This window comes from Malaciobacter halophilus (genome assembly GCF_002837275.1).
Taxonomy (GTDB): Bacteria; Campylobacterota; Campylobacteria; order Campylobacterales; family Arcobacteraceae; genus Malaciobacter; species Malaciobacter halophilus.
This window is the reverse complement of the sequence record NZ_NXIF01000027.1, coordinates 1-22,658: the sequence shown is the minus strand read 5'-3', so window position 1 is coordinate 22,658 and position 22,658 is coordinate 1. Positions and strand designations below refer to the sequence as shown.

27 protein-coding genes and 1 tRNA gene are annotated in these 22,658 nt (G+C 25.4%); 14 read left to right on the top strand and 14 right to left on the bottom strand.

Features of this window, described 5'->3' with window-relative positions; all coding sequences use genetic code 11:
• The first annotated feature begins 21 nt into the window (after window positions 1–21).
• The 3 genes from CP960_RS07115 to CP960_RS07105 all read left to right on the top strand — a co-directional run bounded on the left by CP960_RS07115 (window position 22) and on the right by CP960_RS07105 (window position 1,153).
• Window positions 22–600, top strand: a complete 579-nt coding sequence (locus CP960_RS07115; protein ID WP_101184726.1) for a class II aldolase and adducin N-terminal domain-containing protein — start codon at window positions 22–24, stop codon at window positions 598–600.
• A 120-nt stretch (window positions 601–720) separates the two neighbouring features.
• Window positions 721–996, top strand: a complete 276-nt coding sequence (locus CP960_RS07110; RefSeq protein ID WP_101184725.1) for an HU family DNA-binding protein — start codon at window positions 721–723, stop codon at window positions 994–996.
• Between the two features lie 72 nt (window positions 997–1,068).
• Window positions 1,069–1,153 (top strand) — tRNA-Leu (locus CP960_RS07105).
• On the opposite strand, the gene CP960_RS07100 is transcribed toward CP960_RS07105, so the two are convergent.
• Entirely contained in the window at window positions 1,154–3,784 is a 2,631-nt protein-coding gene (locus tag CP960_RS07100) for a diguanylate cyclase (protein ID WP_101184724.1), read from the bottom strand.
• 106 nt (window positions 3,785–3,890) lie between these two features.
• Here CP960_RS07100 and CP960_RS13745 point away from each other — a divergent pair, with 106 nt between their 5' ends.
• Window positions 3,891–4,052 (top strand): hypothetical protein, encoded by a 162-nt coding sequence (locus CP960_RS13745; protein WP_162919083.1) that lies wholly within the window; start codon window positions 3,891–3,893, stop codon window positions 4,050–4,052.
• A 130-nt stretch (window positions 4,053–4,182) separates the two neighbouring features.
• Complete coding sequence (locus CP960_RS07095) at window positions 4,183–5,136, top strand: hypothetical protein (protein WP_101184723.1); 954 nt, start codon at window positions 4,183–4,185, stop codon at window positions 5,134–5,136.
• On the opposite strand, the gene CP960_RS07090 is transcribed toward CP960_RS07095, so the two are convergent.
• The 3 genes from CP960_RS07090 to CP960_RS07080 are packed head-to-tail and all read right to left on the bottom strand — an operon-like array spanning window position 5,123 to window position 7,614.
• Window positions 5,123–5,962, bottom strand: coding sequence for a GGDEF domain-containing protein (locus CP960_RS07090; protein ID WP_101184722.1), 840 nt, complete (start codon window positions 5,960–5,962; stop codon window positions 5,123–5,125). The two genes, CP960_RS07095 and CP960_RS07090, sit on opposite strands and share 14 nt — an antisense overlap.
• The gene (locus CP960_RS07085; protein ID WP_101184721.1) at window positions 5,963–6,634 is read right to left on the bottom strand and encodes a gamma-glutamyl-gamma-aminobutyrate hydrolase family protein; all 672 of its coding nucleotides are present in this window, start codon (window positions 6,632–6,634) and stop codon (window positions 5,963–5,965) included. It lies immediately after the preceding gene.
• On the bottom strand, window positions 6,616–7,614 hold the full coding sequence (locus CP960_RS07080) for an amidoligase family protein (protein WP_101184720.1): 999 nt from the start codon (window positions 7,612–7,614) through the stop codon (window positions 6,616–6,618). Before CP960_RS07080 ends, CP960_RS07085 begins: the two co-directional genes overlap by 19 nt.
• A 277-nt stretch (window positions 7,615–7,891) precedes the next feature.
• Here CP960_RS07080 and ectA point away from each other — a divergent pair, with 277 nt between their 5' ends.
• The 8 genes from ectA to CP960_RS07040 all read left to right on the top strand — a co-directional run bounded on the left by ectA (window position 7,892) and on the right by CP960_RS07040 (window position 14,507).
• The gene (gene ectA / locus CP960_RS07075; protein ID WP_101184719.1) at window positions 7,892–8,389 is read left to right on the top strand and encodes a diaminobutyrate acetyltransferase; all 498 of its coding nucleotides are present in this window, start codon (window positions 7,892–7,894) and stop codon (window positions 8,387–8,389) included.
• Complete coding sequence (gene ectB, locus CP960_RS07070) at window positions 8,389–9,669, top strand: diaminobutyrate--2-oxoglutarate transaminase (protein WP_101184718.1); 1,281 nt, start codon at window positions 8,389–8,391, stop codon at window positions 9,667–9,669. The genes ectA and ectB overlap by 1 nt, the downstream gene beginning before the upstream one ends.
• Before the next feature lie 4 nt (window positions 9,670–9,673).
• Window positions 9,674–10,069: an ectoine synthase gene (locus tag CP960_RS07065; protein WP_101184717.1), complete on the top strand. Its 396-nt coding sequence runs from the start codon at window positions 9,674–9,676 to the stop codon at window positions 10,067–10,069.
• 1 nt (window position 10,070) lies between these two features.
• Window positions 10,071–10,373, top strand: coding sequence for a hypothetical protein (locus tag CP960_RS07060; RefSeq protein WP_101184716.1), 303 nt, complete (start codon window positions 10,071–10,073; stop codon window positions 10,371–10,373).
• Window positions 10,374–10,387: 14 nt separating this feature from the next.
• Window positions 10,388–11,302, top strand: coding sequence for a phytanoyl-CoA dioxygenase family protein (locus tag CP960_RS07055; protein ID WP_101184715.1), 915 nt, complete (start codon window positions 10,388–10,390; stop codon window positions 11,300–11,302).
• 21 nt (window positions 11,303–11,323) lie between these two features.
• Window positions 11,324–12,703 carry an aspartate kinase gene (locus CP960_RS07050; protein WP_101184714.1) on the top strand — a complete coding sequence of 460 codons (1,380 nt, stop codon included), beginning with the start codon at window positions 11,324–11,326 and terminating at the stop codon, window positions 12,701–12,703.
• A gap of 14 nt (window positions 12,704–12,717) precedes the next feature.
• Complete coding sequence (locus tag CP960_RS07045) at window positions 12,718–13,614, top strand: tetratricopeptide repeat protein (protein WP_101184713.1); 897 nt, start codon at window positions 12,718–12,720, stop codon at window positions 13,612–13,614.
• A 65-nt stretch (window positions 13,615–13,679) separates the two neighbouring features.
• Window positions 13,680–14,507 carry a flagellin gene (locus tag CP960_RS07040; protein ID WP_101184712.1) on the top strand — a complete coding sequence of 276 codons (828 nt, stop codon included), beginning with the start codon at window positions 13,680–13,682 and terminating at the stop codon, window positions 14,505–14,507.
• 20 nt (window positions 14,508–14,527) lie between these two features.
• Here the strand turns inward: CP960_RS07040 and CP960_RS07035 are convergent, their stop codons facing one another.
• The 6 genes from CP960_RS07035 to CP960_RS07010 form a co-directional block, all read right to left on the bottom strand.
• A complete protein-coding gene (locus CP960_RS07035) occupies window positions 14,528–15,049 on the bottom strand; it encodes a glycine zipper 2TM domain-containing protein (RefSeq protein ID WP_101184711.1) in 522 nt (173 codons plus the stop codon).
• 41 nt (window positions 15,050–15,090) lie between these two features.
• Window positions 15,091–15,396, bottom strand: coding sequence for a c-type cytochrome (locus tag CP960_RS07030; protein ID WP_101184710.1), 306 nt, complete (start codon window positions 15,394–15,396; stop codon window positions 15,091–15,093).
• Window positions 15,397–15,465: 69 nt separating this feature from the next.
• The gene (locus CP960_RS07025) at window positions 15,466–15,798 is read right to left on the bottom strand and encodes a hypothetical protein (RefSeq protein ID WP_101184709.1); all 333 of its coding nucleotides are present in this window, start codon (window positions 15,796–15,798) and stop codon (window positions 15,466–15,468) included.
• Window positions 15,786–16,979, bottom strand: coding sequence for a sensor histidine kinase (locus CP960_RS07020; protein ID WP_101184708.1), 1,194 nt, complete (start codon window positions 16,977–16,979; stop codon window positions 15,786–15,788). Before CP960_RS07020 ends, CP960_RS07025 begins: the two co-directional genes overlap by 13 nt.
• Window positions 16,939–17,604 (bottom strand): response regulator transcription factor, encoded by a 666-nt coding sequence (locus CP960_RS07015; RefSeq protein ID WP_101184707.1) that lies wholly within the window; start codon window positions 17,602–17,604, stop codon window positions 16,939–16,941. The genes CP960_RS07020 and CP960_RS07015 overlap by 41 nt, the downstream gene beginning before the upstream one ends.
• A gap of 1 nt (window position 17,605) precedes the next feature.
• Window positions 17,606–17,821, bottom strand: a complete 216-nt coding sequence (locus tag CP960_RS07010) for a DUF1104 domain-containing protein (protein WP_101184706.1) — start codon at window positions 17,819–17,821, stop codon at window positions 17,606–17,608.
• Window positions 17,822–17,949: 128 nt separating this feature from the next.
• On the opposite strand from CP960_RS07010, the gene CP960_RS07005 reads away from it, so the two are divergent.
• The gene (locus tag CP960_RS07005) at window positions 17,950–18,234 is read left to right on the top strand and encodes a hypothetical protein (protein WP_101184705.1); all 285 of its coding nucleotides are present in this window, start codon (window positions 17,950–17,952) and stop codon (window positions 18,232–18,234) included.
• A 10-nt stretch (window positions 18,235–18,244) separates the two neighbouring features.
• On the opposite strand, the gene CP960_RS07000 is transcribed toward CP960_RS07005, so the two are convergent.
• The 4 genes from CP960_RS07000 to CP960_RS06985 all read right to left on the bottom strand — a co-directional run.
• Complete coding sequence (locus CP960_RS07000; RefSeq protein ID WP_101184704.1) at window positions 18,245–19,183, bottom strand: SEL1-like repeat protein; 939 nt, start codon at window positions 19,181–19,183, stop codon at window positions 18,245–18,247.
• A 1-nt stretch (window position 19,184) separates the two neighbouring features.
• Complete coding sequence (locus CP960_RS06995; protein ID WP_133121144.1) at window positions 19,185–19,979, bottom strand: hypothetical protein; 795 nt, start codon at window positions 19,977–19,979, stop codon at window positions 19,185–19,187.
• Between the two features lie 10 nt (window positions 19,980–19,989).
• Window positions 19,990–22,185 carry an EAL domain-containing protein gene (locus tag CP960_RS06990; RefSeq protein ID WP_101184702.1) on the bottom strand — a complete coding sequence of 732 codons (2,196 nt, stop codon included), beginning with the start codon at window positions 22,183–22,185 and terminating at the stop codon, window positions 19,990–19,992.
• Window positions 22,182–22,658: SPOR domain-containing protein (locus CP960_RS06985; RefSeq protein ID WP_133121143.1), on the bottom strand; the 477-nt coding region annotated here is incomplete at its 5' end. The genes CP960_RS06985 and CP960_RS06990, both read right to left, overlap by 4 nt.

The window sequence follows — 22,658 nt, the reverse complement described above, 5'->3', positions numbered from 1 at the left end:
TTTAATTTAAGGCATTTTAAAATGATTGATAGTAATACAGTTAAATTATTAAGTAACTTATCTTTAACAATGTTTAGAAAAAACTTTTTTGGTATTTATCATGGTGCAATATCCGCAAAAGTTGACCATAATTCATTTATAATAAACACAGCAGATGCAATCTTTGATGAGATGAGTGAAAACTCTTTTTGCCATTTAAGTACTACTAAACAAGACTACCGTTGGAATATTGCAAGTATTGAAGCACATATACATGCAACAATATACAATAATATTCATGAAGCAAAATATATCGCATTTGGAGTGCCTATTTTTACAACAGCATATACACTTGATCATGACAAAATTGTTTTTGATGACTATTTTGGTAAAACTACCTTTGGGGAAGTGCCAATAATAAATCCAGGAGATTATAATACTTGGTATGATAGAAACGCACTTGAAATTACTAAATACTTAAAAGAGTCTAATACTCATGTGATGATTATAAAAGGCGTTGGAATGTATGTATATGATAGAGATATTAATGAATTAGTAAGAAAAGTTGCTATCATGGAAAACAGTTGTAGATTGCTAAGTATTAGGTCTTCTTACCAGTAAAATATTAAATTTTTCTAAAATATTGCTCTTAGAACCCCAATATACGCATACTTTTAGCTTTCTTAAAGGTTAAATACTATAAAGTTTGATAACATTTTAATTTATATAAGGAGTTCTTCTATGAACAAGGCTGAATTTATCGATGCAGTAGCTGCTAAAGCTGGATTATCAAAAAAAGACGCAAAAAATTCTGTTGACGCGGTATTAGATACTATTACAGAGACATTAGTTAAAAGAGATTCTGTAAGTTTCATTGGATTTGGAACATTTACTACTTCTGAGAGAGCTGAAAGAACAGCTAAAGTTCCAGGAACTGATAGAACTGTAACAGTACCTGCTACTACAGTTGCAAAATTTAAAGTTGGTAAAGCTTTAAAAGAAGCAGTAGCTAAGTAATTACTTGCATCAAGCTTTGAAAGCCTATCCATTAATATTGGATGGGCTTTTTTTTTCTAAAACTAAATATATGCCTGTGTGGTGAAACTGGTAAACACGTCGGATTCAAAATCCGATGACTTAGGTCTTGAGGGTTCGAGTCCCTCCACAGGTACCATTAAAAAACAACCCTATTTCTACCTTGTGCTTTTGCTTCATACAATTTTTCATCTGCTTTTTTATAAATCTCATTGATACTATTTATACAGCTTGGTTCTACACAGCATATTCCAAAAGATGCTGTAATATAACTACTAGCATTACTATGTTCATGCTTAATAGCTAAATTTTCAATACCTTTACATAATTTGTTTGTAAATTTAATTGCTTTTTCTTTACTCTTAGTTGAAAAAAGTACTCCAAACTCTTCTCCTCCTAATCTAAAGCAATAATCACTACTTCTTTTAAGATTATTATCTAAATACTTTGCTAGATTTATTAATACTTCATCTCCTTTTTGATGACCATAATTATCATTATACTGCTTAAAATAATCAATATCTAATATTATAAAAGCAAATAGTTCGCCACTTCTTTTGCAACTATTTACAAATTTAAAAAAAGTATCATTAAAAAATCGTCTATTATATATATTTGTCAAGCCATCTTTTATAGATATCTCTTCAATTCTTTTTTTATCTGTAATATCTTCTCGAATTGATGTATAGCCAATAATTTCACCTTTACTATTAAACAAAGGTGAAATAGTTGCAAAAACCCAATAACAATCCCCATTTTTCTTTCTATTTTTAAGTTCTCCTTTCCAGATTTCTCCACTATTTATTGTTTTTTGTATTTTTTTAAAAAGCTCTTCTTTCATACCTTCATGTTTAACCAAACTATATTTTTTACCTATTAGCTCATCTTTTGAATATTGACTTAAATTACAAAAAGCTTCTGACACATATGTAATATTACCCATTTTATCAGTAGTTGTAGTAAGCACATTTTTATCTATAATATTCAAATAAGCATTTAATTTTTTATTTAGTTTTTTAAATGTCATATTTTTATATAAAATTAGACATATAATAATAGTAAAAACTACTATTGTTAAAAAAATTGTTTTATAATCTATACTATCTTGATATTTAACTAATAACCAACTATTTAATATCTGTTCAAGTTCTTCTTTTGAAATACTATTTAAAACTTTCTCAAAAATTAAACTTAATTGCTTAGATTCTTTATTTATACCTAAAGATAAAGGAACTTCTTCATTAAGTTTTCCTGTTATTTTCAATTCCCCAAAAAACTCTTTTTGTATGTGATAAGCTACACTTGGTAATAGACCTAAAAATGCAAAAACTTCTTCATTCTTAACTTTTAACAATCCTTGCTTAATATTATCAACTTCAACAATATTTAAATTTGGATATTTATCTTTTATTACATTTATATATGCATAATTTTTTGATAGTGCAATTTTTTTCTTAATAATCTTAGAAAAATCATTTATAAAAGGTTCATTCAATTTTGTAGCAATAACTAAAGAGGCTTTAATATAATCTTTTGTAAAAAATATATACTCTTCTCTTTGTTTTGAATGATATAATAAAGGAATAAAATCACACTGTTTTTTTCTAATACTATCTAAACTTTCTGTCCATGTATTTGTTTTATGTAAAACTATTTTATTATTTGGCAATTTTTCTTTAAAAATTTTTATAAAATCAGCTGTTATTCCAGTATGTTTATTTTTATTTATCCCCTCAAAAGGCATCCATGAAGGGTCAATACAATATTTTAAAACTCTATTTTCATCTAAATACTTTTTATCTTTTTTTGTTAAAATGATTTTATGCTTATCTTGAAACTCATCAAAAATAAAATTTTCAAAATCTAAATCTTTATTAATAAGACCAAGACTTCTGTACATATTATAAATATATTGAACTCTTCCTTTATCTAAAGTTCCAAGTGGAACTGAATTTTTTACTATCATATCTTTTAAAGCATTAGCCTCATGTCGTAAATGCTCTTTTGATTTATTTTTACTATACTTTTTATATATAAGTTCAATAGTTTCTTCAATATTATCTAATGCGTATTCCCATCCTTTTAAACTAGCTTCTTTAAACTTTTTAGTTCGAAAAGGATAATTTTTAATTTCATTTTCACTTGTAAATAAAATATCTCCATACAAATCAAAACCATAATGCGCAGGATTAATAATATTAAATTCCAGGCCTTTTTTCTTTAAATAATATGGTTCATTACTTAAATAAGCAGGAGAAGCCTCAACCTCTTTATTTATTAGTTTTAAATAATCTCCCTTTCCTCTTTTTCTAATAAATATAGGATTAATATTTAGTTTTTTTAACATAGCAAGAATAGAAAAGCCATCTGTATCATCTTCATAAAATACCATTTTTTTATTATTTAATTTATAAGGAGTATCAATTCCACTTTGTTTAAGTGTCATTAAAACACTAGGTGAATGTTGAAAAATAGGTGCAATAACAACTACAGGTTCTCCTTTAGCTTTATATAACATAAGTATAGAATCTGAAATTCCATAGTTTGCTTCACCACTAATGACTTGTTTTATGTTGTTTTTATCTGATTCTCTTTGTCTTATTATTACATCTAAGCCAACATCTTGATAAAAACCTTTCTCTTTTGCCATATAATATCCAGCAAATTGAAACTGATGAAACCATTTTAGTTGTAGAATAACTTTATCATTAGCATTCAAAATAGATAATAAAAAAAAGTAGATTATAATTGTTTTTGAAATAGTTTTCATATGACACCTTTTTACTACTTGTTCATTCTACAATATTTAATACATAAAAGCAAATATAAGTTGCATAAAAGTTACTCATTTATAAAATTAGCACTAAGGAGTTACAATGTTGAAAAAAATAAAATCACTTTTTAAAAAGAAAACTTTTTCTTGTATTGTTTGGGATGGCAAATCAATGAAATACTTAAATCTTACACAAAAAGAGATTGATGAGATAAATACTAATCCAAAATACAAAAACTGGTCTGTTACTTTACATGATGATTAGATGTATTTTTTAATTTAATTACTATTTTTATCTATTAAAATTCTCTTTTTTATAATTTTTTTGTTTTGTTTTGTTAAAATTATATTATATTTTGTTAAAAAAATGTTTTATTTTAATTAAAAGGTCTATTATGAAAAAAGATGAGTATGATTTAAGTGAATATATAAATGAAGAAGAAATAGAGTTTTTAAAACAAAAACATAAAGTTTTATTACAAAATAAAGATAAAATTAAAACATACCTAAAAGGTAATCCAAGTTTAAAAGAACAAATCAAAAGAATAAAACAAGAATTAAATGTTGACATTTCAGTATTTACATATAGAAACTTTTTATTAAAGTATTTTAGTAAAAGCTATAATGAACACAATATAAATAAAGTATTTTTAAATAATCAATATACAATATTACAATTAATTTTAAATGAGGAGTTTGAAACTTCAAAAAAAATCTATAATTACCTTTTATCAAGAGGTTCATTAAAAAAAGTTAAAAATGATGAAAAGAGTGTCATAACATATACGGAATTCTCAAAAAAATTAAAAGAATTTATTTCTAAAAAAAATCTAAATAATGAAATAATAATTTCAGAAGAAGAGAAAGAGGATGAAGTTGATATTAAAAAAGATATTCAAGATAGTGAAATAGTAGAGATAATTGACAATTCAAAAAGAATTGATATTGAGTTAATTGATGGAAGTTATGAAACTCACAATCTCTCTTTTTTAAGAAACTACTATTTAGTTGAAGAGTTTAGTGGGAAGAAGTTTGATTTTATTGAAAAAAATCTTTATATGATTCCAAATTCCCATGAAGGTAAAAAATTTAATTTCACACCTATAAAAAAATTATTAAAAGAAACAAAACTTCTTCCTGAATACTCATTAGTTCTACATGATAATTCAAATGATGATTCAAAAATATACATTTATAGATATATAAATAATGAATTGGTATTTTTAGATAGTTTTAGTTCTTTATTAATAGTAGATATTTTAGAGTTGATAAACCAAGCATTAAAAAGATTTTTAAATCTTTATGAAATATATTTTGAAAAAGAAAATAATTATATTAGTTATGAGTAGAAAAACACTCATATCTATTTTTTCCTCTTTTTTTTGCACTATATAATGCTTTATCTGCAGTTTTAATTAAATCACTACTATTTTTTACTTTTTGAGTAAGTATTGAAATACCTAAACTAATTGTAATATTAAAATTGGAAAATTTTAACTCTTCAACTTTTTTTCTTAATCTTTTTGCTAATTTTATTGCATCATTTTTATTTGAGTTTGGCATAATAATTGCAAACTCCTCTCCTCCATACCTACATGCAAAATCCATTTGTCTAATATTACTATTTATAGTTTTCCCTAATTTTTCTAAAACTTCATCTCCTATTTGATGACCAAAACTATCATTTATTTTTTTAAAGTCATCAATATCAAGCATTATTAAACATAAATCATTTCTTTTTCTTGATGCTAAACTAAACTCTTTATCTAAAAATATTTGAAAAATATCTTTAGCATAAAGTCCTGTTAGTTTATCCTTTACAGAACTTTGTGAAATAACATCACTTTTTTGCTCTTCTATTATCATAGGTGTTGATAACTCTTTTTTAATATTGTATAAATAGTCCATCGTTGCGACAACTATTCCAACATCTCTATTTAACAACTCTTTTAATTCTTTTTTATGAGTTTGGATTTCATTAAACAACTCTTTTGCTTTAGACTCTTTATATTTTTCATGGGTTAATATCATCAGCATAGTACAATAAAATCTATCTTTATACTTTTTTTTTGCCTCATTAAAACTTTTTTTATTTGATAATATCTTATTTAAATAGCTTAAGCTCATATCAACATTTTCCAACTCTACAATATCTTCTATCTCTTCGCTACTCACTTAATTTTCCTTACAAGCCTTTACAAAATCATTGAATAATTCTCGATGCTCTTTTATATAAAATAGATACTCTGGATGCCATTGAACTGCTACCATAAAAGGATAGTTTTTCTTCTCTATTGCTTGAATAAGTCCTTCATATTCAGCTGTAACTTTAAGAGTCTTACCTACTTTATTAATTGCTTGATTATGTATGCTATTTGCTTTTACTTTATCTTTTTTTAGTATATCAAAAAGTTTTGTCCTTCTTTTAATATAGACATCTTTTATAGGGAAAATTGAGTTTTTATGAATTATATACTCATCAAAATCCAATATTGTAGGATATAAATCACCTTCAAAAAAAATATTTAAAAGTTGTGCCCCTCTACAAATTCCAAAAATAGGAATTTTTCTTTTCACAGAAGTTGCTATCATCTGTAATTCAAAAGCATCTCTTTTTTTATCTAATTTTGTGTTGTGAGCATCTTTTCTTCCTTTATATAACAAAGGATTAATATCACTACCACCACTTAAAATCAGACCATCAATACTATTTTTTAATTCATGTTCATTAGGTCTTAAACTTACAGCTTTTGCATTAGATAAGTAAAGATTAAAGCGTATGAATAATTCTGCAAAAAAATTACCTTTATTAGGTAAACATATTCCTATTATTGGTTTTTTACCCATTTACTTACTTTTTCATCCCATTTTTTTAAACTTACTAATTTATCAAGATGAGCTAAATACTGTTTTGATAAATATTTCAAATCATTATGATTATTTGCTAATTTTTCTACAATTAGCCACCTATTCCACTCTTGAGATATTTTCCAATTTTTTTGTCCAATTAAAGAGTTAGACAATCTATAATGAAAAGCTGGTCTTGGTTTTATTTTTTCTTTTGGTAATATCTTTCTAACTTGTTTTTCATTTATATATGCAAAAATAGGAAGCATATCCAAAGACCTATTTCTTGTAGGATTAAACTTTAAATAATCTTGTATTAATTCTTCCATCGTAGGCTTATAATCTTCTTGTAATATTTTAATAATATACTCTTTTGGGAAATTATCTATATAAGGAGTGATTTTTCTAGCAATATCAACCTTTGCATCTTTATTTAAAAAGTCTTGCAAAATTACATATGCTTGTAAATGATTTAAAATAGAAGTAACTTCTAAAGATGATAATTCAACATTTATATGTAAACCAAAAGCATTATATACTTTTTTTTGCGTTCCATGAGCTCCTGCTTGTGTTAACTTTTTACTTAATTCATCAATTAGTTCTATTTTATCTAAAGGAATTGGTGGAGTACTTATCTCATAGGGTACTAAATCTTTAGAAATTGTTCCTAAAATATTCTCAATTTCGTCAAGCTTAGTTTCATTAATATCTATACCAACTTTATCAAAGAATTCTAAAGCATTAGTTTTTAACTTTTGTTTTGTAAGTAATTCAAAATCTAACTCTAAGACAAAATCTCCATAATTAGACTCTAATTTATAAAAGAAGTTATTTATTTTCTTCTCCTTTAAAGAGTATGTTTGTTTTAACAAGTTTAAAATCTCTTGCATTTGAATATTTGAAAATTCTAACTCAAAACCAACTCTTCTTAATTCTTCTTTATAATTACTCATATATTTAGGCATTTTAAAGTCACTCATTTGTAATCCTGTTTTATTAAAATTGTTTCAAAAGGGCTAATAATCATTATATCAATGAGTTCTTAAATAAAATTTACTTTTAAAAAAAAGTCTAAAATTAAAAAGTTATGCAAAAGTTGCATCTTAATTATGATAAAATTTTATTTACAAATTGTATAGTTTTAGCATTTAAAATTAATTTTTCTATAAGTTTATTATGCTAAATTTACACTCAAGATGTAAATAATTAACAAAATAATTGTAAATATTTTACATCTATAATGTAAAAGGATAAATAATGGAAACCGAAATTAAATTAAGAGAACCGGTAAAAAGTGACGGTAAAAATATCTTTAATTTAATTAAGAGATGTAAACCGCTAGATGTAAATTCTGAATACTTGTATCTATTACAAAGTACATATTTTAAAAGTACTTGTAGTGTGGCTACATTAGATAATGATGCTATAGGATTTATATCTGGTTATTTAGCACCAAATGAAAAAAATGTACTTTTTATTTGGCAAGTTGCAGTTGATGAGAGAGCTAGAGGGAAATCTGTTGCTAAAAGATTACTTCAAGAGATACTTAACAGAGATTTTTGTAATGATGTTGAGTATATACACACAACTATATCACCAGATAACGAGTCATCAAAAAGATTTTTTGAAAAATTTGCAAAAGATTTAGATGCAAATATTGAAACTTCAGTATTATTTGATAATGAAGATTTCAGCGAAGGTCATGAAAAAGAGGTACTATTTAAAATAGGCCCATTTAAAAAAGGAAATAAATAATGAGAATTTTTGAAAATTTAGAGTCTGAAGTTAGAGGTTACATTAGAAGCTTCCCAACAATCTTTGAAAAGTCAAAGGGAGCTATTTTAACAAATGAGCAAGGAGAAGATTATATTGACTTTTTTGCTGGTGCTGGTACATTAAATTATGGACATAATAATGAACATATTAGTAGTGCACTTATTGAATATATTCAAAAAGATGGTGTTGTTCATGGTTTAGATATGGCAACTAGTGCTAAAAAAGAGTTTTTACAAACATTTAACGACACAATATTAACACCAAGAAATTTAGATTACAAAATTCAATTTACAGGCCCTACTGGAACAAATGCTGTTGAAACTGCTTTAAAACTTGCAAGATTAGTAAAAGGAAGAAGTAATGTTGTTTCTTTTACAAATGGTTTTCATGGATTAACTCAGGGTTCATCATCAGTTACAGGAAATGATGATTATAGAGATGAGAGTTATATTAGTAGATCAAATGTATCATTTATGCCTTTTGATGGTTACTTTGGAGATATGAATACTATGGCTATTTTTAGAAAATTTTTAGAAGATAGCAGTAGTGGACTTGATATTCCAGCAGCTGTAATAGTTGAAACTATCCAAGGAGAAGGTGGAATAAATGTAGCTTCAAAAGAGTGGCTACAAGAGTTAGAATCTATTTGTAGAGAGTATGATATTTTATTAATTATTGATGATATTCAAGTTGGTAATGGAAGAACTGGAGAGTTCTTTTCTTTTGAGTTCGCAGGAATTAATCCAGATATTGTAACTGTTTCAAAATCAATTGGTGGTGGTTTACCAATGGCTATTGTACTTTTAAAGCCAGATTTAGACCAATGGAAACCAGGTGAGCATACAGGTACATTTAGAGGAAATAATTTAGCTTTCGTTGCAGCTAAAGTAGCAATTGAACAATATTGGCAGAATGATGATTTAACAAATGCAGTTAAATATAAAGAGAATTTATTAAAAGACACTTTACAAAAAATTGCTGATAAATATAAAGATACATTTGAAATAGAGATCAGAGGTAGAGGTTTAGCTTATGGATTTGAAATTAAAGGTGATAATTCAGTTGCAGGTGAAATCTCAAAATATGCTTTTGAAGAGAAACTAATTGTAGAAACTTGTGGTAGTGAAGATCAAGTAGTAAAATTTTTACCACCATTAATTATTGATGAAGATACTCTAGTAGAAGGTCTAAATCGTCTTGATACAGCAATTGAAAAATTAGTTGCAGACAAAAAAGAAAAATTAACAGGAGAGTTTTAATAATATGATTGTTAGAGATATAAATAAAGATATTATAGGTACACAAAAAGAAGTTCATGCTAAAGAAGGTCAATGGACAAGTAGAAGAATGCTTTTAAAAGGTGATAATATGGGATTTTCATTCCATGAGACAATCATAAGAGCAAATACAAAAACTCACATACATTATCAAAACCATTTAGAAGCTGTTTATTGTGTAGCTGGAAATGGAAAAATTGAAGATTTAAAAACTGGTGAAGTTCATGAGATTTATGATGGTGTTATGTATGCATTAAATGAACATGATGATCACAACTTATATGGTGGTACGGAAGATATGAGACTTATATGTGTATTTAATCCACCAATAAAAGGTACTGAAAACCATGATGAAAATGGAGTTTATCCTTTAGAGGATTAAGATGCACTTTCTTTATATCAAAAACTACTTAGATAATACGAACAAAGAGCAAAAAAAAGATTTTTTCAATTTTTTAATTGAAAAATCTTTTGTGCCTTCAAATCAAAAGATAATTCTTAATGATAAATCATTGATTCTTGAATTTGATAAAAGTCTTGAAGTAAATAGTTTGCAAGAAACAATTAATACTTATTTTGAAAACTTTGAAAAAATAGAAGTTTTTCGTATCTTAAAAATTCTTAAAAATGAAAAAAAACTCATTTTAGTTTTTTCAGATAAAAAGAAAAAAGAGATTAAACTTTAAGTATAGGAGGAGAAATGACGGATTTATATCCATCTAGAACTAAACAAATAATTGACCTTTATCCATCTAGAATAGAAAAAGAAGAAATAATTAATAGAATTGATAAGACAGTTTTTAGTAAAGAAAAAGTTGGCACTCATTCATTAAGTGAAGAGGAGTTACAAAGTTATGAGAAAAATGGATTCATCCTTTTTCCAGACCTTTTTTCAAAAGAAGAAGTAGAAAAATTAAAAGAAGAGTTAATAAGACTTTCTAAAGATAAAACACTTCAAAAAAACGAAGAGTTTATTAAAGAACCAAATAGTAATGAGTTAAGAACAATTTTTAACCAACATCTATTTAGTAAAGTTTTTGATAAAGTATCAAAAGACTCAAGAATTTTAGATAAAGTTAGACAACTTTTAGGAAGTGACGTTTATATACATCATAGTAGAGTAAACATTAAACCTGCATATAAAGGTAAAGCTTTTCCTTGGCATAGTGATTTTGAAACTTGGCACACAGAAGATGGCTTGCCAAACTGTAGATGCTTAACTGCTTGGATTATGCTTACTGATAATACAGAGTTTAACGGACCTCTTTTTTTGATAAAAGGAAGTCATAAAAAGTATATTTCATGTAAGGGATTTACTCCAGATGACAACTATAAAAACTCTTTGAGAAATCAAATGTATGGTGTACCTAGTGCAAATGCAATTGAACAGATTATGAAAACAGGCGAATTAACAGGAGCTTTTGGTAAGGCTGGAACTCTTGTAATACATGACGGTAATGTTTTACATGGTAGCTGTGACAACATGTCGCCATATAGTAGAACAAACTCATTTTTTGTATATAATTCAACCCAAAATAGACCTGTAAAACCTTTTGGAGCGAAAAAAAATAGAGCAGAATTTTTATGCTTAAAAGATTTTACACCTTTAAAATAATTATACTAAGGGAAAGAGATAATGAAAGTATGTAAATTTGGTGGAAGTTCGGTAAAGAACTCCACTCAAATAAAAAAAATAGTAGATATAGTTAAAAGAGATGAAAAAAGACAAGTTATTGTAGTTTCAGCACCAGGTAGAGATGAAGAGTATGATGAAAAAATTACAGATCATCTTTTAAATCTTGCAACTGAAGGTTCTCACTTTTTAGAGCAAAAGATTGAAATTAGTACAAAAAATAGTTTCGATGCAATTATGAAAAAATATGAAAAACTTTGTGATGATTTGAGTATCCAAAAGAAAAAAATACTTGATGCTTTAAAAAAAGATTTAACTAGTTGTGATTTAAAAGATGATAAAAAACAAGCTTTTTTTCTATCAAGAGGTGAGCACTATAATGCAAAAATTATTGCTGATTATATGAAAAAAGTTGGTTTAAATATTAAACTTATGCTTCCTGAAGATTTTGGTTTTATATTAGATAATGAATATACTGATGGAAAAGTTCAACCTCAAACATATGATAATATTAAAAAGCATTTTACACTAAAAGATGATGAAAAAGTTATAGTTCCAGGTTTTTATGGAGTTACACCAAAAGGTGAAATATCAGTTATGAGTAGAGGAGGAAGTGACCTTACTGGTGGTGAATTAGCTTATGCTCTTGATGCTGATATGTATGAAAACTGGACAGATACAAATGGAGTATATGAAGTTGACCCAAGAGTTATTCCTGATGCAAAAGTTATCCCAAGATTAACTTTTAAAGAGTTAAGACTTCTTAGTTCAAAAGGATTTAACGTATTTCACTTTAATGCAATGTTAAATTGTAAAAAAAGTAAAATTCCAATTAGAGTAAGAAATACTAATAATCCTACAAATAAAGGAACTCTAATTTTAAGTGAAAGAGTACCTATGGAAAAACTTGTAGGAGTAGCTAAGCTTGATAATATGGCTTCAATTCATATTCAAAAAGATATGTTAGGTGAAGAGATAGGTTTTACAGCTGAGCTACTAAAAATCTTTGGAGAATTTCATATAAATACTTATCATTATCCGACTGATAAGGATGATTTAGCTATATTAGTAGAGCAAGAAGACCTAAAAGGTAATATTAATAACTTAAGAAGAGAGATAGATAAAAGATTAAAACCAGATAATATATTTGTTACTTACTCTTTATCTGTTATTACTCTTGTTGGGATTGGATTAAAAGAGGATTCATTTACTATTGTAGATGCAATTGCTGCACTTAAAGAGAATAACATCGCATTTGAGATGTTTGATATGAGTCCATCTAAAATCTCATTTCATATAGGAGTAGCTCAAAATATCTCTGATATTGCATTGGAGACATTATATGATAAGTTATTAGCAAAAGAGAATAATTGTATTTGTTAATATAGGAGATTTAAATGGTAAGATTGCTACTACTTTTAGTACCAATTATCTTCTTGTCAACTCTAAGCGCTCAAGAGTTGACAAAGAAGGAACAAACAAAAGTTCAAAAAAGGTTAGATAAATTAGAAAAACCTTTATATACACCTTTTGTTGAAAACTATATACTAAATGATTTAAGAAAACTAAGAGAAGAGAATAAAAAACTAAAAGTAGAGCTTTATCAAAGGTTAGCAGAAAAGGAAGTAGAAATATCTACTAATGCCATAAACTACGCTACTTCTACTATAAATAATATTTTTTATATTATTGCTGCTGCTACTTCTCTTTTGGTAGTTATTGGATTAAACTCAATAAGAGATATAAATCAAAAAATTAGAAATATAGTAGATGAAAAAGTATCTAAAGTAATTGATGATTATGAAAAAAGAATGAGTTTAATTGAAAAAGATTTAGATAAACGTTCTAAGCAAGTACTTCAAAATCAAAAAGAGATTGAAAAAACAAATACTATTCAATCCTTATGGATTAGAGCTGCACAAGAAACAACAGCAAGTGGTAAAATTGAAATTTATGATGATGTATTAAATTTAAGACCAAATGACCCTGAAGCTTTAACATATAAAGCAGAAGCAGCTTTAGAATTAAGTGAAGCAAACTGGGCACTACATCTTGCAAACCAAGCATTAAAAATAGATGATGATTATCCAAATGCTTTTTATCAAAGAGCAAAAGCACATGCTGTTTTAGGATATAATGATTTTGCAATTAATGATTTAGAAAAAGCTCTTAAACTTAATGAACAATATATGGAAGAAATAGAGAATGAAGAAGAGTTTGATGGTCTAAATGATAATAAAAAATTTATTTCATTAATAAAAAAATATACTCAAGAACCAAACGAAACTACTTAAATAACTTAAATTTACTTTAATCCTTTTTGCTATACAATTTGTATATATGCAAAAAGGAGTTTGTTATGGAAATAAATAATAATATTCCACAGTATCAAAGCCCTTATGTAGACCAAAATAGAAGTTTAGAAAGAATAGCTACTGGTCTAGAACTTAATAAAGCCTCTGATAATGCTTCAGCCTTATCTATTGCTGATAATTTAAGAACAGAAGCAAATGGATATACTCAAGCTTTAGAAAATACAAATAGTGCTATTGCATCTGTACAAATAGCTGATTCTGCAATATCTGAACAATCTAAAATTTTAGATAATATAAAAGAGAAACTACTACAAGCTTCAACTGATACAACTTCACAAGAAGGAAGAGAAGCTTTATTACAAGATATTCAAAACTCATTAAAAGGTTTTGATGCAATAGCAAGTAGTACAAACTATAATTCAGAGTCATTATTGCAAGCCTCTTCTACAAATCAAGATGCTACAACATCACAAGCTTATCAAATAGGTACAGAATCTTCAAATACAATTGATAGCACATCAATTCAATCAAATAGTGTAGGTGTAGGACTTAATGACTTACTTACAGAAGATGGAACAACTTTTACTTCACAAGATGCAAGAGAGTATCTATCAAAAGTAGATGATGCTATTGGTACTTTAAATAATTACAGAGCTGATTTAGGAACAACACAAAACCAACTTGCTAGTACAGGAAAAAATATAATCTCTCAAGAGATACAAACAAGAGCAGCACAAGCTGAACTTACAGCTGCAAATATTGCTCAAGAAGTTACAAACTTTGATAAATCAAATGTTTTATCACAAGTTGGAGCTTATACACAATCACAATTTAATATAACACAACAATCAGTTCTTAGACTCCTTACTTAAACACTTGAAGTTTCAAGTGTTTAGTAAGTTATTGTTTTAGTAATTTTAATTCTACTTTTTGCTTTTTTAGTAATTTTAAAATACTCTTGACCATCTAAAATAAAATAGTTTTTATATGCTTTTATAACTTTCTTATTTTTTACTGTTTTATATTTTGTAATACACTTCGTTCTAGTTTTAGTTTCGTAATAATAATCATCTGAACTTGTATTCCTTATTTCATTTGCAACTTTTCCACCAAGTAAACCACCAACAATTTGTGCAGCTATTTTTCCATTGCCTTTTCCTATTTGATTTCCTATAACTACTCCAGCAGTTGCCCCAATAATAGTATCTAAACCTATTGAATTATTATCATATTCAGATTCGATATTTACTTTTTGATTATAACTTTGTTCATAACACTCTTGAATTGGTTTTTTTATAGTTACATTCTTATAAATTGGTACACTTTTAGTTACATTGACAAAATCTGATGATTGTAAAGATTTTGCAAAAACTATATTTGAAAATAAAACTAATAAAACAATTACTCTTTTCATAAACTATCCTTCTAAGATGTAGAGCTTATTAAAGCCCTACTTTATTTAAATGAAGCGATATAATCACCTAATAATTTAATATCAGCATCACTTAATCTTGTAACTTGTCCTTTCATTACACCTTTCATTACTCCACCATAAGTTCCATCTTTATAACCTTTTAAGGCGTCTTGAACTCTTTTAGAATCCCAACCTTTTAAAACCTTGCTTTTCCCTAAAGCTGGTTTCTCACCATTTGCACCATGACAAGTAGCACAAGCTTTGTATAAAACCTCTGCACTATTTGCAAAAAGTGAAGTTGTACCTAAAATTACCATTGAAACTAAGATTTTTTTTGTAGTAGTCATTTTATACTCCTTAATTTTTATATTGTAAGTATAAAATCTAATTGTGGATTGATTGTGAAAAGATATAAACTATTTTAATTTTCCAAAAACTTTATATTTTTCCCAATATATTTCTATAGCCTCTTCAAGTTGCTTATTTGATAAAGTTGTAGGTTTTTTTATGCCAAATCTTAATATAAATGCTTCTGGCATAACTGTTTTATCTTTTGAAGGATTAAGTATATATTTTAACATTGCATCTTGTACATCTTGTTTAGAACTATATTTTAATAAATATCTATAAAAATATTTATCTATTGTTACAGGAAGCTTTTTATGGCAAGTCACGCAATTCTTTTCATATATATTACTTGCATTTAAAAAAATAGATAAAACAAATAAAGATAAAATTAATTTTCCCATGTAACTATTACCTTTGTTCCTTTGTCAAGTTTAGATTGAAAGTCAACTCTTAAATCGTACTCTTTTGCTATCATAGATACAATACTAAGACCTATACCAAAACCACCTACACTTTTATCAAATCTTTTATATCTTATAAAAAGATTATTAAGTTGCTCTTTACTCATACCTTTTCCACTATCTTCAATAATTAAACTATTATCATCTAAACTAACTTTTATAACACCATAAAGTTTATTATATTTTATTGCATTTGATAATAGATTATCAATCAATTTTGATAACTTTTTTTCATCTATAAAAATAGAAATACTATTTTTAATATTTACAACAAAATCTATTTTTTTAACACTTGCTAAAGTATGAAAATACTCTACTCTTTGTTCTACCAATTTAGATAAATTTACTTTTTTATTATCTGATATAATCTTATTATTTAATGTAAGATATGTTAAATCATCATAAATATTTGAAATAGTTTTTGCTGCAATATCTACTCTATTTATTTTTCTTCTTAATTTTTCATCTAAACTATTTTTATCAATCATTTCAATATTTGTAACAACTGTACTAACAGGAGTATTTAGTTCATGGGTAGTATCTTTTATAAATCTATCTAGTAAATATAAAGCATCTTTCATTGGTTTTAAAAAAAGATTTAATAAAAAATAACCTAAAATCAACATAATAAATAAAGAAACAGATACAAAAGAGATTAAAAAACCATAAACGTTTTCAAGCCATGATTTATCTTCTGAAATTTCAATTACTATATATTTTGTTCCAAGATAATAAGATTCAGGTTGTGTAACAAAGTGTATTTTATTGTCAACTAAATATATTACTTTATTTAAATTTACATTTTTTGCTTGTAGTGTAGAGAATATCTGCTTTTTAGAACTATCAAAAATTGCGGAATTAAACTTCTCATCTCTTGGATAATATTTGTACTTATCAAAATTAATATGCAAATCTTTTAATCTAAATGCAAAATCATTTGAATACTCTTGTAGTTTTACTCTTTGTTCTTGAAGCATTAAATCTTTTTGAAAAGAGTAATATAAATATGATATAAAAGTTAAAATAACTATACAAAGTATAGTATAAAGTAAAAAAAAACCTAAAAGAGTCTTTTTTTCACTACGAATTAAATCTATATCCAAGTTTTTTAAGACTAACAATTCTATCTTTCCCTACTATTTTTCTAAGATTTTTAATATATGTTCTAAGTGAAGTATCACTAGCTTCCTCTTCATAATCCCAAACATAATCATAAATTTTTTCATGACTTAAAAGTTCATTTTGATTCAATAAAAAAAGTTTTAAAAGTTTTAACTCTTTATTATTTAAATTTATCTTTTCATTTCTATTTTTTAACTCATAAGAGCTTAAATTAAAACTTAATTGTTCATCAATTTTTATAATCTCTTCTTTATTTAAATACTCTCTTTTTAATATAGTTTTTACTCTTAATAAAAGCTCTTTTAAAGCAAAAGGTTTTCTAATATAATCATCACAGCCACTATTAAATCCCTCTTCCAAAGAGTTCATAGAGTTTAATGAAGTTATAAATATTGCAGGTGTTTTATCTTGATTTTGTCTAATTTGTTTTAATACTTCAAATCCACTTAATAAAGGAACATTAACATCAAGTAATAACAAATCAAACTTTGTTTCATATGCACAACTTAATGCCTCTTCTCCATCAAAAGCTTGTATAACTTCAAAATCTTTATCTTGTAAATACTCAACAATTGTTTCACTAAGTGTTATATCATCTTCTAATAAAAGTAATTTCTGTTTCATACTATTTATTTAACTTCTTTTTATTTTTAATATAAGCTTTTCTTTCTTGAGGACTCATAGTTGGTACTCTACTTTTAAGCTCTTTAATAAACTCATTTTTCTCACTACTTTTTACATAACCCATTATTGCAATTAATTCTTGAGTACTCATCTCTGAATAATCTGTTTTTGCAAAAATAATAGTACATGCTAATAAAAGTGAAATAACTATTTTCATTTTAACTCTCTTTTTTTGTTTTGAAAAGTAATAATAACATAAAAATAGTAGAATAATCGTAAACTATTCTAGTTGATTTAATAGCTTTTATAATAAAATCAATTAAACTAAAATCAAAAGAGAGCAAAATGATAAAAAATCTATTAATTTTAGGTTCAATACTACTGTTTTTAAATGCTTGTTCAAATAACAATCAAAAACAACAATGGACATCTTGGATTTACCCAGATAAAAACCATATTAAAAGAAGTATGAAAAATGGAGTTTATAATAGTTTAGAAGAGTGCAAACAAGCTTCTATAAATAAAATAGAAGAGTTAAATATCTCAAATAAAGCCACTTATAAGTGTGGTTTAAATTGTAGTTTTCATGAAGGAATGAAGACTGAAATATGCCAAAAAATGACTAAGTAAAAATACTTAGTTATTTTAAATTATGAATCTTTAGAAAATTTTTAGAACGTTCATGTCCTTTAGAAGCAGCCTTTTGTATCCAATATTTAGCTTTTTGTCTATCTTTTTGTACACCCAAACCATTATAATAAAAATATCCTAGATAATACATAGCTTTTAAACTTTCATAATTTTTAACTGCAATTTCATACCAATAAAAAGCCTTTTTGTAATCTTGTTTAATTTTTGTATCTTTTCTATATAAATCTGCAAGTTTTATAATTGCAGTTTTATTTCCCTGTTTTGCACTTTTTTCAAACCAAAATCTTGCTTTTTCATAATCTCTTTTTACATAATCTGCACTATAATACATCATAGCTAAATTAATTTGAGCTAACTCATTTCCACTTAAAGCACTCTTTTTAAACCAATAAAAAGCTTTTTGTAAATCTTTTTTTGTTCCTTGACCAAAATAGTAAAGTTTTCCCAAATTATTTTGTGCAAAAATCACACCATTTAAAGCAGCTTTTTTATACCAAGCAAAAGCTTTTTGTAAACTCTGTTTTGTATGATTTTTTTCATATATCATTGCTAAGTTTAATTGTGCAAGAGCATAATTTTGATTTGCACTTTTTTCATACCAAAAAATAGCTTTTTGTTTATCTTTTTTTACTACATCACCCAAATAATACATATGTGCAAGATTGTTTTGTGCTTGTTTATTACCATTATTTGCAGCCATTTCATACCATTGAAAAGCTAGTTGTTTATTTACAGGTACACCTAAACCTTTATAGTTCATTAAAGCAACATTGTACTGAGCAATAGGATTCTTTTCATTTAATGCCACTTGACTAAACTTTTCATATGCACTTAAAAACTTTTTATCTTTTAAATCTTTGATTGCTTCATCAAAAACAGATGCATACAAAAAAATAGACATAAATATAAATAAAAGAATCTGTCTCATTTTAAATCCTATTTTTAGTATCTATCTTATCAAGCTTTTTATCTATTGTATCACTTTGCTTCTGTTTTTTCAAACTTTTAGAGTCATTAAAAATTAGTTTATCAAACTCATTTTTTATTTTTATAGACTCTTCATCTTGTTTTTTAATCTCTTCATCTTTTTCTTCAAAATCTAAAAAAGCCTCATACTCTTTTAAAATATCTTCTTTTATTTTTGCTTTTTTTGCTTCTATTTTCTTTTGTATTATTGCTTGCAATTTTGCTTTTCTTTGTGAAATTAAAACATCTTTTATATAATCATCCTTTGAAGGTTCATTTGAACTAAATATAGAACAAATATAACCTCTACAAGAGAGCCATTTTTTATTTAATCCAAGTAAATTTTCTATTCTACTCCAAAGAATATCATGATACTTTTTTTCATAATAGATTTTTTTGTTTTCATCAAATCTATCTTGTTTATAAATTGATAATTTAACAAAAGTTTTATTCTCTTTTTGTTCCAATTCAAATAACCAGTTTTCAACTTTTATTACTGATGAAAACATAAAATAATTAAGAGTTATTCTTTGAATTAATATATGATTTCTATATGAATTTATTTGAAACTGTTTTTCTTTATTACTTAAAGCAAAACTTTTTTTAATAGCTTCTAAAACTGCATCTTTAGAGATATTGTCAAACTCTTTTTTTGAATATTTAATAGTTTGTAAACTATTTTGTTTTTCTAAAGATAGAGTATTTGTAGTACAACCAGCAAAAAAAACCATAAAAATCAAAACAATAAATATTCTCAAAACTCTTCCTTTACCTACTTGTAGCATAAACACCAAGCCTTTTTAAAAGAGCATAATCATTATCAGATTTTACTCTATCTGTTAAAATTTCCATATCATTTAATTGAGCAAAAATCAAAATATTTTTTACCTTATGACGTTTAATTTTATCATTTGAAAGATTTGTAGTATACTCTTTGTCAATCCTTAAATAATCAACTTTTATATTCTCTAACTCTTCTAAAGGATAATCATTTGTATTATACCTTTTCAATAAAACTTTTGATTCTAACTCATTTACATGTTTTACAAATTTTTTAAATTTATGTTTATGTAAAGATGCTGTATAAGAAGTAATACTAAAAACTATTTTCTTTTTTAAATCTTTATTTGCATTTAAAATCTCTTCAAGCCATCTATTAAACTCTTTATTTGCAATAGTATCCACAGCTAAATTAATAGCAATTTCATGCTTTGCTTTTGAATATTTTAAATACTCAATTACTTTTTGTATAACTAATTTATCAAAAGTAATTATCTCATTTAATTTTTCTGCTATTGAAACAAAAGAACCAATAGGTAATTTTTGCTGATTGTTATCATAAATAATTGGTGAAACTTCTTGCATAACAAGCTTTTCATCATCAAAACTATAACTATTTGAAGCATAATCAACATCAAAATTTGCATCATGAATAATAGTAGAAACAACTTTTTCTAATGTTGCATAATTATGTTCAATTTGTTCTTCTGTAATCAAGTGATAACTATTTGGATTTTTCTTTGCAACTTCATAAGCTTCATTTACAGAACTTAAAATAGAGTTTAAAGTACCATACAAATCAAATGGTGTTCCAGCAATAGTTAAAAGATTATTTGGTAATTTATATTTTTGTGACAACTCTTTTAATGTTGTATTAATTATTGCTTCACACATTTGATTAGCTTTAATATTATCAAATCTTTTTGCTATAATTGCAAACTCTGAACCATAAAATCTATACATAGTAACATCTATTTTACTAAATCTATAAATTATATTTTTTACAATACCTACAAAGTTTTCAATAAAAGTATCTGTTGTATTACTTCCATTTAAAGAAGAAAACTCTTTTAATGTTGGTAATCTTAGAATTATTACATATCCAGATATTGAAGAAACAAACATAGCTTTAATATCTTGTTCAAAAATCTTTTGATTTTCTAAACCTGTTAAAGTATCCGTTGATTTCTTTCTTTCAAGTGTCTCTTTACTAATATTTAATTCATTTACATTAGAAGCCAATTTATTTGAAAGTTCCGAAACTTTTTGAACCATCTGCTTTAACTCTTGGGTTCCATCAAACTCTTTTGCTTTTATTCTATGAAACTTATTTTGTAAAATATCATCAAGTAAACTATTTAGTTTATGAATTGGTTTTGTTACATACCTTTTAAATACATAATAGTTATAAAATCTAAAAAAGACTAATACAGGGAAAAACATAAAAAATGCGTATAAAAATAGATTTTTAGTAAAACTATAAACTTCATATTTTATATTATAAGTATCAAGAATATAATCAATTGTTAAAATTTTTTTATCTTTAAAGAACAACTCTTTTTTTCTATTTTTAAAATCATAATCAAAAATATACTCTAACCAAAAAGGAAAGTTTACTCTTTGTTTTGATAAAGTTTGCTCTTTAATAATATCTTTAAACTCAAAACTTGCAAAAAGATTTTTAATTTCATTATTTTTATAAGCTTGATACCTAATACTAATAAAATCATCTTTATTAAAAAAAGAAGAAGGTACAAAATAAAAATAACTATCACTTAACTTTTTTATACTTCCATATCTAATATCAATAGCCACATCACTAATAGTTGCTTTTATATCACTAAAATTTGGAGTATTGTTTAATAAAGCTTCTTTATTAAAAATAAGTTCATTAAAACTTAACTTGATTGTTTTAAAGCTATTTGTTGAGATTATCTCATTTAAATTTTTATTTAAACTTTTCATATCATGATTTAATATCATTGACTTTATTTGTAAAGAGTGACTTGTAGTTTGTAAATCATATTTGATTTTTGCTTCTTTTATTAATTCATTTTTGAAATCTGTAAAAATTATATAAAAAGTTAAAGAGAAAAGAACAATAAACGTAATAATAACAACTGTTATATTTTTTGCAATTATATAAGAGTCTTTATTTAATATATTCTTTTTTAAAGTTTTCATCTATTCTCTCCTGTTTTTTCAAAAGAGGTTTGATGATATTTTTTATAAAGTTTTTGTTTTTTACCAATTTTTTCTATATAAGGAGAGTTTTTTCTTAACTGCAAAGGTAAATTTTTAAGAGCATTTTGTGCTTGTTCATATGTTTCAAAAACCCCATACATAACTTTAGCTAAATTATCATACCCAAATTCAAAAGCAAAACTACTATCTTCAATTGCATACTTTAAAGTAAACTCTTTTGCTTTTTTAACTGTATGAATTGTAGCTAAATTAATTGTATAATAACTCTTTGGAACTTCTAAAAACATACTTTCAAAATCATTTAATTTTCTATTAGTTGTTTTATTAGTTTGTTGATTTAGACTCTTTTTTGTTTTATCAATGCTATCTTTTTTTTCAATATCTTTAGTATTTTCTTTTACTAATTTTGATTTAGTAATAATCTTATACTCTGGTTTTTGTTTTTCTTTTTC